This is a genomic window from Croceibacter atlanticus HTCC2559, assembly GCF_000196315.1.
In the GTDB taxonomy this organism is placed as follows: domain Bacteria; phylum Bacteroidota; class Bacteroidia; order Flavobacteriales; family Flavobacteriaceae; genus Croceibacter; species Croceibacter atlanticus.
The window spans coordinates 433704-450870 of the sequence record NC_014230.1 but is presented as its reverse complement, the minus strand read 5'-3'; the positions used below and the strand labels follow the sequence as shown (position 1 = coordinate 450870).

Sequence of the window (17167 nt, the reverse complement as noted above, 5' to 3'; positions counted from 1 at the left end):
TTTTAAATTTTAAGATTGATTGGTTTAGAGTTGATTTTAAAAGTTATATTTAAGTTGCAGGCCGACATTAATTCCTCTTTTGTAATTAGAGATAGTAATATCGCCTCCATTATTTTCACGTACTCTTTCGATGGTTGGATCTAAAAGATTTTTTGCGCTGGCATTAATTTCTAAGTGATCTCCTATTTGGTTTTTCCAGACAAAGTCTAAAGTAGTTACACTTTTTTCTGTGATATTTCCTAATTGTCCAGATCCTAATGCATCAATACGATCTGAGAAATAAGAAACAATAAGGTTAGCTACTGGCTTATATGTACCAAATGTTGGGCTATAGCTAACATCTGCATTTATTAGTAATGGAGATGCTCCTTGTAATTCATCTGAGTCTCTATCAAAAGTTGTAGAAATAAATCCTTGAGAACTCTTTAAATCTTGTTTTGTGTGCATTACTGTAACATTAGCACCTGTAGAGAATATGCTGTTTTCATCCTCATCTACCATAAGATTTTTACGAATCTCTATTTCTGCACCTAAAACTTCTGCTTTGTCTCCTGTTCTTGCAAATCGTTGTGTACCTGTTGCATCATTAGCAACAACTAAGTTTACAGGGTCGTTTATTTGCTTTGCAAATGCTCCTAAAGAAAACAACTCAGATCTTCCAAAAAACCATTCGTATTTAAGGTCTAAGTTAAGGATGCTTGAAAATGCAGGATCTGTTAATAAATCTGGGTTACCACCAATACGTTGTGTTACATCTTCATATACGAAAGGTGCTACTTCCTTAAATTCTGGAGTAGATACAGTTCTACTTGCAGAGAATCTTAAGTTTTGATCTTCAGTTAACGCATATTTAATATTTAAACTAGGTAGTATAAATAACTCGTCTGCTTCTCTAAAGCCTGGATCTGTAGCAATAACATTAATTACATCGTAATCTATACGTTGGTCAAAATACTCAAGCCTTAATCCAGGTACAAATGTCCATTTTTCTCCAGATTTAATTTCAGCATCTACATAAGCAGATTGTACGTTAAGCTCTCCTTCGTAAATGTTTTCTGGTAAACCTGGATTATTTCTATTTGTAATACCTTGAGAAGGATCTATTGCGTTAAAAACAAATATGTCATAAAGTTCACCTATGTTTTCTGGAGAAAATACAGCGTCTAAGTTGTTTATGTCTGGAACTTCTGTGCTGGTACCGTTAATAAAGTCGTAACCGTATCTAACATTTTCAAACTCACGAGTTTTAGATCTTCCATTGTAACCAAAGTTAAACGTAAGCTCTTCTGAGTGCTTGTAATTTAGGTTTACACGTGCATTAAGTTCATTATCTGTAATTTCTTGAAAATAACGTTGATTGTCAAAGGCTATGTTGCTGTAAAAGAAAGGGTTTGTGTTTGGATCATTATCTAATGCTAAATCATAACGCTCTACACTAATACGTTTACGGTCTGGTTGTCTTGCTAGTACATTATTAAAACCAATACCATACTCTACTTCTAATTTATCATTAAGTCTGCTCTTACCAGTTAGTTGATTTACAAAAACCATATCCTGATCAAACTGTACGTTCATCTGGTAAAAACCTTTGTCTGTATTTAATATGGCATCTCTGTTGGTACCATTTCCACCAATACCAAAATAACCAACTTCATCTGTAGCATCATTAATAAACAATGAGTTAAAGGTTAATCTGTGATTGTTGTTTATCTTATATCCAATATTTGCCATAGCAGTTGTGTTTGTGCTATATTCAAACTCTTCACTGTCTGGGAAACGTTTTTTCTCTACAGTTGTAAAGTCTACTTGTGTACCTCTTCTGTATTCAAAATCATTACTAAAGGATACTGTACCAAAAACGCTTAATCTAGACTCTTCCCCGACATTCCAAGAATTTCCTGTTGTAATAGCGCCTGTAAAAGCAACTGGTCCAGAAGCAGATTCTGGATCTACACCGTGAGAAACAACTACTGCAAAAGGGTTGTTGTCATATCTGTTATAATATCCAAAAAAGCTTGTGCCTTCACTTTTTACAAAGTTTTTATCAACTGCTCTAGTATTTATTGAGCTACCAGTTTCAGCAGTTATAAAGAATTTTCCTGTGTATTCTTTAGAAACGATATCAACATTACCAGCTGCAAAATCTCCATAGAAATTTGCTGCGTGAGTTTTACTAACACCAATATTCTGAATAACATCAGAAGAGAATAAACCTAAATCTATATTCTTCTTTTCAATATCATTAGATGGTACTGTAAGGCCATTGTATGTTGTGTTTAAATAGCGATCTCCTAAACCACGTACATAAACATTGCCACCACCTTGTTGTTTAGAAATACCAGAAATTTTAGATACAGCAGCTGCAGCATCACTTACACCTTTTCTTGAAAGTTCATCTGCGCCAATACTCTGTTTAATAGTTACAGCTTTCTTTTGATCTAATAATAAAGCGACCTCACTTTCCTTTCTAGCAGTGGTTTTAATAATTACCTCATCGAGTGCAGCAGCAGAAGCGCCTAAGGCAGTAGTAATATTTGTTACCTTTCCTGCTTCAATAACAACATTAGGAACTTCTAATGTTTCATATCCAACAAAGCTAAACTCGATAGTATAGGTTCCTACTGCAATGTTGTCTAGCAAATAGTTACCATCAAAATCTGTAGTGGTTCCTTTACTTGTACCTTTAATAATAACATTTGCAAAGGGCAATGGTTCATTGTTGTTATCCTTGTCTGAAAGGCTACCTGCAACCGAACCTACGTCTTGTGCTACTACGATTGTAGAAAAGACAAATATTAAGATCTGAAAAACTCTAATCATTACTTTTATAATTTTGTGCAAAGAAACTATCAAGATTAAAGATTCAGGTTAAGCAGAAGTTAACTCTATTAGCTATGTATGTTAGCATAATGTTATTTTAACACGCAATAACTTAACATAGCCGTTTTATCGATTATATTTACTTTTGCAGAAACTAACTTACCTATGGACAACAAGAATATTACTATCTTACTGGTTGATGATGAGCCAGATATACTAGAAATTGTAGGATATAACCTTTCTTCTGAAGGCTACAATGTCATTACAGCATCAGATGGTAAAGAGGCTGTTAAACTTGCAAAAAAAAGAAAGCCACAGCTAATAATTTTAGACGTTATGATGCCAGAAATGGATGGTGTTGAGGCTTGTGAGCAAATTAGAAAAATACCAGACCTAGATACTATAATTACATTTTTTACGGCAAGAGGAGAAGATTACTCAATGCTAGCTGGTTTTGATGCAGGTGCAGATGATTATATTACTAAACCTATTAAACCAAAAGTCCTTGTAAGTAAAGTAAATGCTTTGCTAAGACGTATTGTAGAAGATAGTACCAATGATAATGTTGTAAAAATTGGTGATCTTATAATTAATAGAGAAGAATATAAAATCCTTAAAGGAAAAGAAGAGATTCTTTTGCCAAGAAAAGAGTTTGAATTATTATCTTTATTAGCATCTAAACCTGGCAAAGTCTTTAAAAGAGAAGATATATTAGACCGTGTTTGGGGTAATGAAGTAGTAGTTGGTGGCCGTACCATAGATGTTCACATTCGTAAGTTGCGTGAGAAATTAGGCGACAAGCGCTTTAAGACTGTTAAAGGTGTTGGCTACAAGTTTGTATCTTAATTAATGGCTAAAGAATTTAAGCGTTCCTTTAAGTTCGCATTTAACACCTCGTTTTATATTACAATATTCTTAACGGTACTTGTAAGTATATTTCTATTCTCATTTTTCGACTTCTCAATTTCATTATTTTTTATCCTAACGTTTGCAGGAAGTTGCTATCTGTTTTCCTTTATGGTTATACAGTTGCGTATTGAAAAATTCATTTATAAACGTGTTAAGGGTATTTATGATAGTGTTTCTCTTTTAGATGCTACTACACTACAAAGAACCCAAGTAACTACAGATATGGCAACCCTTAAAAGTGAAGTGGAACGCTTTGCAAAGGGTAAAAAATTAGAGATTGAAGCTTTAAAGATTAGAGAATCTTACCGTAAAGAATTTTTAGGGAATGTATCTCACGAATTAAAAACACCATTATTTACGGTACAAGGTTACATTCTCACCTTGTTAGATGGTGCAATGAAAGACAAAACCTTAAGAAAAAAGTACCTTAATCGAGCAATGAAAGGTGTAGATAGGCTTATCTATATTGTTAAAGATCTGGATATGATTACCAAGCTTGAGGCTGGAGATCTTCATTTGGATAAAGAAAACTTCTTAATTTCAGAACTTATACATAGCGTTTATGAGCTTTTAGAAATGAAAGCTGCCAAAAAAAATATCACCTTGCTCTATGACTTCGATTCTAATACAGATGTTATGGTTTGTGGAGACAAGGAACGGTTACAACAGGTCTTAACCAACCTTGTAGTGAACTCTATTAAATATGGAGAGAAAGATGGTACTACAGAAATAACTGTCGAAGATTTTATAAACAATAAGATCTTAGTTAGGGTTACAGATAATGGCGAAGGCATCAAGCAGGAAAATATACCGCGTTTATTTGAGCGTTTCTTTAGAGTAGATAAAAGCGGAAACCGTAAAGAAGGAGGTTCTGGCTTAGGACTTTCTATAGTTAAGCATATACTTGAAGCTCACGAAGAAAAGATTTATGTAGAGAGTGAGTTTGGTGTAGGTAGTGAGTTTTCGTTTACACTAGAAAAGCTTGAAGAAGTCACTGAAGTTGACCCATTGATTACCGAGATGACCTAAACCATCGTAATTAGCCACTTGTTTTAGTTTCTCCACCTTAAATTTATGCTGCTTGCAAGCAGGCGCTAGTTTCATTTTCTTTAAACGCTTAGCTAAGTACTTTTGTTCAAACTGGCCTGGTGTAGGTATAAAGAATGCGGGTTTACCTAATTTAGCAACATCCATAAGCGTTGTATAGCCAGATCTGGAAATAACCAAGTCACTTTGGTTAAATGCATCTTCCAATTCTTTGCCCATCATATAATTGTAAATGGTCAAATTGCCGTCTTTCTCGATAGTCTGCTTGTCTTCAATCTTTCCTTTTATAAGAAGCACATTTCCTTTAAAAAGTTTTAGTTCCACCTTAAAAATGTCTTCTAGCATTTCGCGTTGAGGTTCTGGACCAGAAACCATAGCAAGTAAATCGTATGTTTTGGGTAATAGCTGTTTATTAAATCTGCTTAACGGCCCAAGATATTTAATGCGTAGAGTGCTGTTTTTTAAGTGCCCAAGCTTGCCACTTAAATTTTGGGAACCTTCTAAATCTGGAACCCAACACTCATCAAACTTTTTAATATAACGTCTGTGTAATTTAGAACTGAATTTTGTAGTGCTGCCCGACAACACATTTAGTTGATGCGTGATAAATACAGAAGGTATAGTAGTACTCCTAATTCCCATACGGTTATCAGATATAATACCGTGAAAATTAGCAGTCTTTAAAATCTTTTTTAAAGCTTTTTGCTCAGCATAAATACTCTTTAGTAGTTTAGGACTTTCCAGCAACATTTTAAACTGAAATAATGCTCCTTTTTTAGAGTAAGTTATGTTATAAGAAGGTAACTCGTGGAATGCTAAATTTGGGAATTCTTTTTTTAATAAAGCTAGGGCTGCACCGTCTGAAGCTAAAACAGGCTCAAAGCCATCTGAAATTAATGCATTAATGATAGGAATACAACGTGTGGCGTGTCCTAATCCCCAATTAAGTGGTGCCACCAGAATTTTTTTCTTCAGCATAAAACCTGTTGCCTTTAAAACTTTTTTTAAAAAGTAAATATACACTTATTCTTAAAGCTTTATAAATCTCTACTTTTGCATAAAATATTATCTGTGGGAAGTAAAAATAAATTGAAGCGTTTTAAAGAAAATGAAACATTTGAAAATGTGTTTCAGCCAACGCGAGAAGATGTTGTTTCTGGAAACTTTAAACACAAAGGAAGTTGGGCCTCGTTTTTTGGTAATAGCAATCCTGTAATTGTTGAGTTAGGTTGTGGTAAAGGAGAGTATAGTGTGGGATTGGCTAAAAAATATCCAGAGAAAAATTTTGTGGGTATAGATATTAAAGGTGCTCGTTTTTGGCGTGGCGCAAAAACTGCAATTGAGGATGAGATGCCTAATGTGGCTTTTGTAAGAACCCAGATTGAATTGGTAGAAGATATTTTTGCAGCTAACGAAGTAGATGAAATATGGATTACTTTTCCAGATCCCCAAATTAAATACAAGCGCACAAAACACCGTATGACCAATACAGAGTTTTTGCAGAAATATAAAAGAATACTAAAACCTGGAGGTGTAGTTAATCTTAAAACAGATAGTGAATTTATGCATGGCTATACACTTGGCTTACTGCACGGTGAAGGACATGAAGTTTTAGAGGCTAACCATAATGTTTATAAAAACGAATATTCTCCAGAAGATGTGATTGGCATACAGACTTTCTATGAAAATCAGTATCTTGAACAAGGAAAACCTATAACTTATATTCGATTTAGGATAAACTAATACACTTGGCGTTAACCAAACTTTTTATAATTACATATATAGCTGCTCTCGTAGGTGTTATACCTCCAGGTTTGGTAAACATGTCTGTGGCTAAAACTTGTGTAGAGCGTGGCCGTAAAAATGGAATGTTTGCTGCCTTAGGTGCATCTGTAACTGTACTGTTTCAAGCTTTAATTGCCATACTGCTAGCTAAATATATTTTTGACAACCCATTTGTTAGAAATATTTTATTAAGAACAGGTCTTGTAATTTTTGGAATTATGGCCATTTACTTTTTTGTTAAGGCTAAACAACATCATCCAGAGTTTAAGGTGCCTAAACAAGCAGGATCTCGCAGTTTCTTTAAAGGCTTTGGAGTGTCTGCATTAAATATTTTCCCGATACCATATTTTTGTGTTATTAGTACAGCATTTAATGCCAAAGGAACTGTAGATTATGGTAACCTGGAGATTCTTTTATTTATGCTGGCAGCAGGATTAGGTACATTTACAACCCTGTACTTTTATGTCTTATCCTTCCTTAAGATTGAGTCTAAAACCCAAACGTTTTCTAAATATTCCAATTATTTTATGGCTGCTCTTATGGCCATATTGGTAGTAATAGCTTTAATAAGAATTTATTATCCATTTCATATAGAGTAATATGAAGGAGCCTAGTTTTTTTGATAGGGTTTATGACGTTGCAAAGTTAATACCCTATGGCAAGGTGACCTCTTATGGTGCTATTGCAAAGGCAATTGGTGCTGCAAAAAGTGCAAGAATGGTTGGTTATGCTATGAATAATGCAGGAAATATAGAAGATGTGCCAGCACATAGAGTTTTAAATAGAAACGGTGTGCTAACTGGCAAACATCATTTTAATGGTACAAATCTTATGCAGCAGTTATTAGAAGAAGAAGGTCACATTATTATAGATAACCAAGTGCAAAATTTTTCAGATGTATTTTGGGATCCTATGAAAGAGATTTAAAAGCGAAACCCAACTACAAAGAAATATTGGCTTTCATCTACCTCTGGAGAATAACTCCATTTAACCTCTACAGGTCCTAAAAGTGTTTCGATACCGTAGCCAAGTGCATACCCACTAAAATCTGGAGAAGTTAACCAATTTCCATTTTTAAACAATCCATCTTCAACATTTGCAAAATTGGCGCTAGCTATTATGTGATTCTTATTAAAGACTTCAAAATCTAAATCTAACGTTCCTTTTATATAGCTGTCTCCAGAGAGGCTTATAAAATCATAACCATAAAATGGGACAATACCATTAATAGGTTTATTACCATAGCCGCCTAAAAAGAAATCTAAAGTATTCATATTAGAATTTCCAATTTTAAAACCAGCTTCAGAGCCAATTTTAAAGGCGAATTTGTGTAGTGGAGAAAATACGTAAGCAATTTTTCCTTTAGCTATAGAGAACTCTTCAAAATCATTATTAAAGTCGCTAGAAAAAGCATACAGATGAAAATCACCATCAAAGAACACACCATTAGTAGGATAGTATTTATTGTCGAAAGTATCTAACCTCAAGTTTCCAAAAGTGCTAAAGATATGGCTGTTTTCAATTATGATGCCGCGTAATTGGGTGTTTTCATCTAATCCAATTGTTTCAGAATCTATTCTAAGATATTTATGTTCCAAGCCTAGCCCAAGTTGAAACTGCTGTCTAAACAAAGTTTGCCCATATATTTGATTGGTAAGATCTTCAAAATTTACTTCAATTTGGTTAACATCAAAGTTAGGAATGTTGGTGTTTTCTCTTATTAAAGAGAAGTTTATATTCTTTTCAAATGAGTTGTATCTGGACTTTACGCCAACACTCCAATACCTTCCTTTATCTATATAATATTCAAAATTATAACGCACATTGTCTCCCAAGATAAAGTCTAAAGAAGTAATGTCATTTTTAAATAAAAGACGTTTTCTAGTTATGTTTAGCAATCCTGCAGTTCTGTATAAATCATCATAATGAAGCCCTAATCTTAGGAGCATTTTTTCATTACTTTCTATAACATCTATACTAACCCTGTAGCCATCTCCATCTGGAATTAGTTGATGGTTTACTCTATTAAAATTTCCTGTTGCAGAAAGGTTGTTTATGCCATAGTTAAAATCTTCATAGGTAATTAACGTGTAGTCTCTAATTTTAAGCTTACCAAGAATATAGGATCTTGGGTAATTTTTGTTTCCCGTAACAATAATATCTTTAATGTAAAGAACATCGGAAGATTTGACATCTACCTTTGAAGCTTTTTTAGGCTTTTGTCTAAGTGCGACACGTTTTAAATCTTCAAATTTTAAAAGCGCAGCCTTGTATCCGTTTTTAATGATAGAGTCGCCATCATCAAAAGACAATACGTTGTACTTAGTAATATCTGGTCTTATGTAAATGTCTGTTTTTTCACGCTTACTCTCCATATCTTGTATGGTCCTAAAATTATTTACCTGCGTAAGAATTTCGAAAGCAGAGCTTAAGTTTTTACGATCTACTAAGCTATCCTGTACGTTAATGCCAATAATAACATCTACACCTTTCTTCTTCAGTTCTTCAATAGGGTAATTGTTGCTAACACCACCATCTGTTAATATTTGATCTTCAATTGCTACAGGACTAAAAATAGAGGGAATGGCTCCACTAGCAGAAATAGCTAACGGTAATGAGCCTTCTTCTAATAAAACTTGTTTTCCATTTTCAATATTGGTAGCCATACAGAAAAAAGGAATAGGCAATTTGCTAAAATCATTTAAATCTCCAATATGAGTTGTAAGCTTATTCATGTAGTTATATACATTCTGACCTTTACTTAAACCTGATGGAAATGAGATTTTAAAGCCATCAAAAGGCAATGTTAAAGCATACTTCTCTGCGTCTTCTTTTTCGTAAAATGTTTTAGCGCTTCGCGGAAGGTTATCCTGTATAAGTGTATTAAAATTGGTTTTCTTAAAAATAGAATCTAGTTGGTTGGCAGAATATCCGGAGGCATAAAGGCCACCAATAATAGCACCCATACTTGTGCCGCCAATATAATCTATCCTAACACCAGACTCTTCAATTAATTTTAAGGCACCTATATGGGCTAACCCTTTAGCGCCACCACCACTAAGTACTAAGCCTACTTTTATATCTTTTGTAGCGTCTAAATTATCCTGACCAAAACTGTATGCAGAGTTTAGGATTAAACAAAGCAATAGGATAGCAGTACTATGTATTTTAATTGATCTCAAGGTTTTATAAAGATAGGTAATACAATGGTTGTTGGTTGTAACAAAATTATATAAAAGTTGAAGATGCAAGTTTAATATAGAACGTATTTTTTCTGTGTATATTTATAATAAAAACATGTCTTCACAAAAACGGTTTTCTAGAGCATATAAAGAGGCCAAACGTATATCATTTAATGATGACTCTAAGCTTGTTTTTTTTAGTGATTGCCATAGAGGAGACAATAGTTTTGCAGACGATTTTGCCAATAACAAAAACGTATACTTTCACGCTTTAAAGCATTACTACAAAGAAGGCTTTACATATTGTGAATTAGGAGATGGAACAGAACTATGGGAAAATATAGAGTTTGACACTATTTTAAGAGCACACAAAAATGTTTTTGAACTTTTAAAAGCATTCTATCTTGAAAATAGATTACATATTGTCTACGGAAATCACGATATGGTTCTGCGTGACCAATCTTATGTTAAAAAACATATATACACATATTTTGATCACCGTACAGGAAAGGATTTACCATTGTTTCCAAGTATTCAATTTCCTGAAGCATTAGTGTTAGCACACGAGATTAGTAAACAAGAAATATTTTGTGTACACGGCCATCAAGCAGATTTTATGAACTATGTAGGTTGGAGAATTAATAGGTTTTTAGTTAGGATTCTGTGGAAACCTCTACAAATTGTTGGTATTGCTGACCCTACAAGTCCTGCTAAGAATTATAAAGAACTTATTAAAGTGGAACGGCGTACTAAAAAGTGGATAGTTAATAATAACAACCTGCTAACTATTACAGGCCATACACATAGACCTAGATTTCCTGAGCCAGGAGATATTGCTTATTTTAATGATGGCAGCTGTGTGCACCCGAGAAGCATTACCGGTTTAGAAATAGAACGTGGCAACATCTCACTTATAAAATGGGATATTGCCACGACTAATGAAGGGTTTCTTAAAATTGAAAGGGTGCTCTTAGAAGGACCTACTCCTTTAAAAGATTACATTACAACCTAAGTAAATAAAAACTTAAGGTGCAGGATTAGGAATGTCATTGTGTACTTCATCAATAGCGTTTATAATCTCTTCAGATAAAGTGACGTTGTAACTTCCAATGTTTTCTTTTAGCTGCTCTAATGTTGTTGCACCTATAATTGTAGATGTTACAAATGGCTTTTGTCTTATAAATGCAAGAGACATTTGTGTGAGGCTTAAATTATGCGACTTAGCAATTTCATTATACCTACGTGTAGCTTCAAAAGCATTAGGATTGTGATATCTTGAGTACTGCGGAAATAAAGTTACTCTACCATTCTCTGGCGTTTTTCCTTCTAAGTATTTCCCGGTAAGTTGCCCAAACCCAAGTGGAGAATATGGTAATAGACCAATTTGTTCTCTTAGCAATACTTCGCTCAAACCTATCTCGTCTTTTCGGTTTAAAAGATTATATGGGTTTTGTACTGTAACAACCTTAAGGTTGCCTTTTCTAGCTTCTTCGGCACATCTCATAACACCGTAAGGCGTTTCATTACTCAAACCAACTTGTCTAACCTTACCATCTTTCACATAACCTTCCAGCGTATTTAAAACTTCATTAAAGTTATCTTCCCAAGCTTCTGACGGTTTATGGGTATAATCACGCTGTCCAAAAAAATTTGTATGTCGTTCTGGCCAATGCAATTGGTATATATCCAAATAATCTGTATTTAACCGTTTAAGGCTTTTATGCAAAGCGTCTTCTATTGAAGATTTACTAAAATCTAAAGGTTGCCTTATGTGTTTAAATGTTGGGCTAGGTCCTGTAATTTTAGATGCTAATACTATATCTTTTCTCTTACCAGTTTTTGCTAACCAAGAACTGATAATGCGTTCTGTAGAGCCTTGTGTCTCTGGTTTTCCGGGAACAGAATACATTTCTGCAGTATCTATAAAATTAACACCTTGCTCTAGTGCATATTCTATTTGCTGGTGTCCTTCTACTTCTGTGTTTTGCTCGCCCCAAGTCATAGATCCTAAACAAATTTTACTTACTTTAATATCTGTTCCTGGTATTTTGTTGTATTCCATAATTAGACTGTTGTGAGGTTAGTAACTTCTTTAAACTGATTTATATATCGTTAAGAAGTTTAGAGATTTCATCTAATTTAGGCGTTAAGATAACTTCTATACGTCTGTTTTTAGCTTTGCCAGTTGCGCTATCATTAGACGCTATTGGTAAATACTCGCCACGTCCTGCAGCAGTAAGGTTTTGCGGATCTATTTGAGAGTTCTCTCTTAAAATATTTACTATTGATGTTGCTCTTTTAGTTGAAAGATCCCAGTTGTCTTGTAATGGGCCGTTACCACCATAAGGTACATTGTCTGTATGACCTTCAATAAGAACAGCAATATCTGGATTTGAAGCCAAAACTTCTCCAAGTTGATTTACAGCACGACGCCCTTCTGAACCTACAGCCCAACTACCAGAATTAAATAGCAGCTTATTTTCCATAGAAACATAAACTTTACCATTACGTTGCTCAACAGTTAACCCTTTTCCTTCAAAATCTCCTAAGGCAGAAGAGACGGCTGTTTTAAGAGCTTGCATCTTAGCTTCTTTGGCTGCAATAACGCTTTCTAGTTCGTTAATTCTATTAGATCTTGTCTCTAAATCTGCTTTAAGCTTATCTAATGTCGCGCGTTCTTCGGCTAATGCTTTCTTTTTGTCTTCAAGTTCTGCTATAAGTGCTCTATTTTGTTTAGAGTTTTCAGCTAATGCTTTACTACTATTTGCCTCTAATGCATCATAAGATTTCTGTAGGCTTTCATAAGATTGCTTAGTAGCATTATAATCACTTTCTAATTGATCATGTTCTGCTTTAAGTGAAGCATATTTATCTGTCATAACATCTAAGCTAGTTTCAAACTCTTCGCTTGAAGTTTTAAACTTAGATAAATCATCTTTTAAACTTCTATTTTCTCGTTTTACATCTGCATATTTTCCTTCTAAATCTTTGTAAACTTTAGATGAAACACAAGAAGTTAATAATAAACTTCCTGTAAGGGCAACTGTTGCTAATTTTATGGTGTTCATACTTTGTAGGGTTTTTGGTTTGGGTAATTATAAATCTAATTCTAATAATACAGGACAATGATCGCTATGCACTGCATCTTTTAAAATAACGGAACGTTTTAGTTTTTCTTGTAATGGAGGTGTAACCATTAAATAATCTAAACGCCAACCTTTGTTATTAGCTCTTGCATTTGCACGGTAGCTCCACCACGTATAGTTTTCTGGCTGGTCATTAAAAACTCTAAAAGAATCTATAAAACCACTGTCAATAAATTTTGTGAGCCAATCTCTTTCTACAGGTAAAAATCCAGATACATTTTTTAATCTTACAGGATCGTGAATGTCTTCTGGTTTATGACAAATATTATAATCTCCACAAACAACAAGATTAGGTATACTGTGTCTTAAATTTTTAGAGTATTCTAAAAATTCATCCATGTAATTTAGCTTAAAGTCTAATCTTGCAGAGTTTGTTCCAGACGGTAAGTACATGCTCATTACAGAAACATCATTAAAATCTGCTCTAATATTTCTACCTTCAAAATCCATTGTAGCTATACCTGTTCCATATTCAACGTGGTTGGGTTTAGTTTTGCAGAGTAAAGCAACGCCGCTATATCCTTTTTTTTGAGCAGGATACCAATAACAATACTTGTAACCTATATCATGAAATTCTGTTTCATCAAATTGATCTGGATTAGCTTTAATTTCCTGTAAACAGACTACATCTGCATCTGTTTGAGAAAGCCAGCTTATCAAGTCTTTTCGCATTGCTGCTCTTATACCGTTAACGTTATAGGATACTATTTTCATGAGATTTGTTTTTGCAGCTTCAAATTTAAGGGATACAATTAACGAAACCCATATAAATAGCGACTAAAATGATTGTGTTTTGCATAAAATAATTATCAAAAACAGTAGTTTTACTTAAGATGCGCATACTAACTTTCATTTTATTGTTTTGTGTTGTAACAGTTGGTGTTGCACAACAAACTGTTGGTAGTATGAAGACTAAAACTTTAGTTGTTCGTGACAGTGTTTTTATAGACTCGGTTAGTATAAACCCTAATAGGTTTCAATTACTCGATACAACAGGAAAACCCATAGATACTGCATTTTATAATGTTGATTTTTCCTTGGCTAAAATCACATTTTCTAATACGTTTTTAAATACTGCGGCAAATGATACTCTAAAGGCATCATATTTACCATATCCAGATTTCTTAACCAAACGATATTTTCAGCTAGATAAAAGTATCATAGTAGAAAATAACGATGATCTAAATAAATTATACCAACTTAATCAACAAGAAAAGGGTGTAAAAACATTCACGCCTTTTGATGGCCTTAATACAAGCGGAAGTATTTCTAGAGGAATACGAGTTGGTAACAATCAAAATACAGTATTAGACTCTCAATTAGATTTACAGATTTCTGGACAAATAAGTCCTAGAGTAGGCTTAAGAGCCTCTATACAAGACTCTAATATACCGCTTCAGGAAGGTGGCTATTCTCAAAATTTAGATGAATTTGATCAAGTTTTTATTGAGCTATTTAGTGATAATTGGAGCATTAGAGCAGGTGATGTAAACCTTGTTCAAAATGAATCGTTTTTTGCTTCATTCGAAAAAAAAGTACAAGGAATATCTTTGGGTGCAACATTAAATCCTGAAGGTAATTCTACAAATTTATTTGCAGCAGGCGCGTTGGTTAGAGGTGTTTTTACAGAAAGTAAGTTTCAAGGACAAGAAGGAAATCAAGGTCCTTATAAACTTACTGGTCCTAACGGAGAGCTTTTTGTACTTATTGTTTCTGGCAGTGAAACTGTATATGTAAATGGAGTGCCGTTGGTACGTGGAGAGAATAAAGATTATGTGATAGACTATAATGCCGGTGAAATAATGTTTAACAGTACCTATCCTATAACTTCAGAAATGAGGATTAGTGTACAGTACCAATTTAGTGAGCGTAATTATACTAGGATTATAGCAACTGGTGGCGGAAATTATGAAAGTGATAATTTAAAGATAGGTGCTTTTGTATATTCAGAAAACGATAGTAAAAACCAACCACTACAACAAAACCTTAACGCGCAGCAAGTAGCAATATTGGCAGATGCTGGAGATGATATGTCCCAAATGTTTACCTCTAGTGTGCAACCTTCTGAATTTAGTGAAAACCGAGTGTTGTACAGGTTAGAAACTATAAATAACCAGCCAGTTTATGTGTTCTCTACAAATGCTGAAGATGAGTTGTTTCAAATACAGTTTAGTAATGTGGGCGCAAATAACGGAGATTATATTTTAAGTGATGCCTCTGCAATAAATAGAATTTATGAATATGTAGCTCCAGTAAATGGCGTTCCTCAAGGTAGTTTTGCGCCTGTTATACAGTTAGAGGCGCCTACCAAATTGCAGATAGGTGTTGTAAATGGGAGATATAAACCTTCAGAAAAAACAAATTTATATTTTGAGATTGCAGGTAGTAAAAATGACTTAAATCTTTTTTCAGATATAGATGATGATGATAATGATGGTGTGGCAACAAAATTTGATTTCAGACAACGTATAGTTACCAATGACTCGCTTTGGAATTTAGATGCCTTCGGAACATTTAACTACATACAAGACGAATATCAAAGTATACAGCGTATTTATAATATAGAATTTGAACGCGATTGGAATTTACAGACACCTATAGGAAGCCAAGCCTATGTAATAGGAGGTTTAGAGTTGTCTAACCAAAAGCAAGGTATTGTTAACTATAGTTTTCAGCAGTTAGATTATAAGGATAATTTTAGTGGTTCTAGACACGTGTTTAATTCGGCATTAACTTTTGGTAGGCTTAAAACCTTTGTAAACTCAAGTTACTTAAATAGTGAAGGTTCAGAGATAGATTCAGAGTTCCTAAGAGCAAATATTAACGCAGTATATGGGTTCAAAAAGTCTTGGATTGGAGCAAAATATAGTGCAGAAAATAATCAGCAGCGCCAAGTGGCAACAGACTCTTTAACGGGAGATAGTCAAAGATTTATGAATTATGAAGTGTATACTGGTGTTGGAGATAGTACAAATGTGTTTGCAGAAATAGGGTATAGGTATCGCGTAAATGATAGTGTACAAAGTAATGAGCTAACTCGTGTTAGTAACTCAAACAACTATTATTTAAAGTCTAGGCTAATTAATACTAGTAATACAAAATTAGCAGTTTTTGCAAATTATAGAGTTTTAGAAGATGAAACTGAAGATGATAATGATGATGTCTCTTTAAATTCCAGAATTGTATATAGCCAGTTTATAGCCAATAAGAAAATCTCTTTAAACACTACGTTTGAAACCAACAGTGGTACTTTGCCACAACAGGAATTTACTTATGTTGAGGTTGATACAGGTGAAGGGCAATATACCTGGAACGATTATAATAATAACGGTGTTCAAGAATTGGAAGAATTTGAAATTGCCCAATTTCAAGATGAAGCACGGTTTATAAGAGTGTTGTTACCAAATCAGGTTTTTATAAGAACACACCAAAACAAGTTTAGCCAGACATTGTCCTTAAACTTGAGGTCTTGGGAAAAAGAAACTAATGGGTTTAAAAAGTTTATGTCTCATTTTTACAATCAGACAGCCTATTTAATAGACAGGAAGATTCGCCGAGATGGTGAGGCTTTTGATATTAATCCTTTTAATGATAACGATGAAAAGGAATTAGCACTCAATCTTAGCTTTAGAAACAGTATCTTTTTTAATAGAGGTAAACAAAAGTATACTACATCCTATAGTTACGTATCAACTAAAGCTAAAAACCTTCTCTCTACTGGTTTACAAGAAAATATACAGCAGAGCCACCAAATAAATTTTAATCACAAATTTGCAGAAAGCTGGTTAATTTCAATAGAAAATCAATTAAGTACCACTGAAAGTATTTCTCAAAATTTTGAAAGTAGAAATTTTAATATTGAAGGCGTTTCAATAGATCCCAAGCTGTCCTACCTTTTAAGCAGACAAACTCGTTTTGATATCTTTTATAATTACAATTTTCAAGACAATTTAATTGGAGGTAAAGAACAGTTAGATCAACAAAAATTTGGGTTAGGGTTTTCTTATGCCAACCAACAACAATTTGCTATAAGTGGAGAGTTTAATTACATACAAAATGATTTCTCTGGTAGTGCATTTTCGCCAGTTGCATATCAAATGTTAGAAGGATTACAGCCTGATAAAAATTATACTTGGCAGTTTTTAACACAGAAAAAACTTACTAAGTACTTAGACCTTAATCTAAGTTATAATGGAAGAAAGAGTGAAAACCTAGATGCTATACATACAGGAAGCGTACAACTTAGGGCATATTTTTAAATAAAAAAAGGCTGCCAAT

The 17167-nt window shown here is 33.8% G+C and carries 13 protein-coding genes; 7 read left to right on the top strand and 6 right to left on the bottom strand.

The window, feature by feature from the left end:
* Positions 1 to 36: 36 nt before the first annotated feature.
* On the bottom strand, positions 37 to 2820 hold the full coding sequence (locus CA2559_RS01835) for a TonB-dependent receptor (RefSeq protein ID WP_013186130.1): 2784 nt from the start codon (positions 2818 to 2820) through the stop codon (positions 37 to 39).
* A gap of 165 nt (positions 2821 to 2985) precedes the next feature.
* Here CA2559_RS01835 and CA2559_RS01830 point away from each other — a divergent pair, with 165 nt between their 5' ends.
* Together CA2559_RS01830 and CA2559_RS01825 are read left to right on the top strand one after the other, a co-directional pair.
* Positions 2986 to 3666: a response regulator transcription factor gene (locus CA2559_RS01830; RefSeq protein ID WP_013186129.1), complete on the top strand. Its 681-nt coding sequence runs from the start codon at positions 2986 to 2988 to the stop codon at positions 3664 to 3666.
* Positions 3667 to 3669: 3 nt separating this feature from the next.
* Positions 3670 to 4758, top strand: a complete 1089-nt coding sequence (locus tag CA2559_RS01825; protein ID WP_041240850.1) for a sensor histidine kinase — start codon at positions 3670 to 3672, stop codon at positions 4756 to 4758.
* On the opposite strand, the gene CA2559_RS01820 is transcribed toward CA2559_RS01825, so the two are convergent.
* Positions 4702 to 5754: a glycosyltransferase gene (locus CA2559_RS01820; RefSeq protein ID WP_041241077.1), complete on the bottom strand. Its 1053-nt coding sequence runs from the start codon at positions 5752 to 5754 to the stop codon at positions 4702 to 4704. The genes CA2559_RS01825 and CA2559_RS01820 overlap by 57 nt on opposite strands.
* 93 nt (positions 5755 to 5847) lie before the next feature.
* Here CA2559_RS01820 and trmB point away from each other — a divergent pair, with 93 nt between their 5' ends.
* The 3 genes from trmB to CA2559_RS01805 are packed head-to-tail and all read left to right on the top strand — an operon-like array spanning position 5848 to position 7488.
* Entirely contained in the window at positions 5848 to 6519 is a 672-nt protein-coding gene (trmB, locus tag CA2559_RS01815) for a tRNA (guanosine(46)-N7)-methyltransferase TrmB (RefSeq protein ID WP_013186126.1), read from the top strand.
* 5 nt (positions 6520 to 6524) lie between these two features.
* A complete protein-coding gene (locus CA2559_RS01810) occupies positions 6525 to 7160 on the top strand; it encodes a LysE family translocator (RefSeq protein WP_013186125.1) in 636 nt (211 codons plus the stop codon).
* Position 7161: 1 nt separating this feature from the next.
* The gene (locus CA2559_RS01805; RefSeq protein WP_013186124.1) at positions 7162 to 7488 is read left to right on the top strand and encodes an MGMT family protein; all 327 of its coding nucleotides are present in this window, start codon (positions 7162 to 7164) and stop codon (positions 7486 to 7488) included.
* Here the strand turns inward: CA2559_RS01805 and CA2559_RS01800 are convergent.
* A complete protein-coding gene (locus CA2559_RS01800) occupies positions 7485 to 9743 on the bottom strand; it encodes a patatin-like phospholipase family protein (protein ID WP_238524718.1) in 2259 nt (752 codons plus the stop codon). The genes CA2559_RS01805 and CA2559_RS01800 overlap by 4 nt on opposite strands.
* Before the next feature lie 115 nt (positions 9744 to 9858).
* On the opposite strand from CA2559_RS01800, the gene CA2559_RS01795 reads away from it, so the two are divergent.
* A complete protein-coding gene (locus tag CA2559_RS01795) occupies positions 9859 to 10755 on the top strand; it encodes a metallophosphoesterase (protein WP_013186122.1) in 897 nt (298 codons plus the stop codon).
* Between the two features lie 12 nt (positions 10756 to 10767).
* On the opposite strand, the gene CA2559_RS01790 is transcribed toward CA2559_RS01795, so the two are convergent.
* From CA2559_RS01790 to CA2559_RS01780, 3 genes are read right to left on the bottom strand one after another with little or no spacing between them, the layout of a single operon-like run.
* Positions 10768 to 11805, bottom strand: coding sequence for an aldo/keto reductase (locus CA2559_RS01790; protein ID WP_013186121.1), 1038 nt, complete (start codon positions 11803 to 11805; stop codon positions 10768 to 10770).
* A 40-nt stretch (positions 11806 to 11845) separates the two neighbouring features.
* Positions 11846 to 12811 (bottom strand): OmpA/MotB family protein, encoded by a 966-nt coding sequence (locus CA2559_RS01785; RefSeq protein WP_013186120.1) that lies wholly within the window; start codon positions 12809 to 12811, stop codon positions 11846 to 11848.
* 27 nt (positions 12812 to 12838) lie between these two features.
* Positions 12839 to 13603 carry an exodeoxyribonuclease III gene (locus CA2559_RS01780; protein ID WP_013186119.1) on the bottom strand — a complete coding sequence of 255 codons (765 nt, stop codon included), beginning with the start codon at positions 13601 to 13603 and terminating at the stop codon, positions 12839 to 12841.
* Between the two features lie 119 nt (positions 13604 to 13722).
* Here CA2559_RS01780 and CA2559_RS01775 point away from each other — a divergent pair, with 119 nt between their 5' ends.
* Complete coding sequence (locus CA2559_RS01775; protein WP_013186118.1) at positions 13723 to 17148, top strand: hypothetical protein; 3426 nt, start codon at positions 13723 to 13725, stop codon at positions 17146 to 17148.
* Positions 17149 to 17167: the final 19 nt, after the last annotated feature.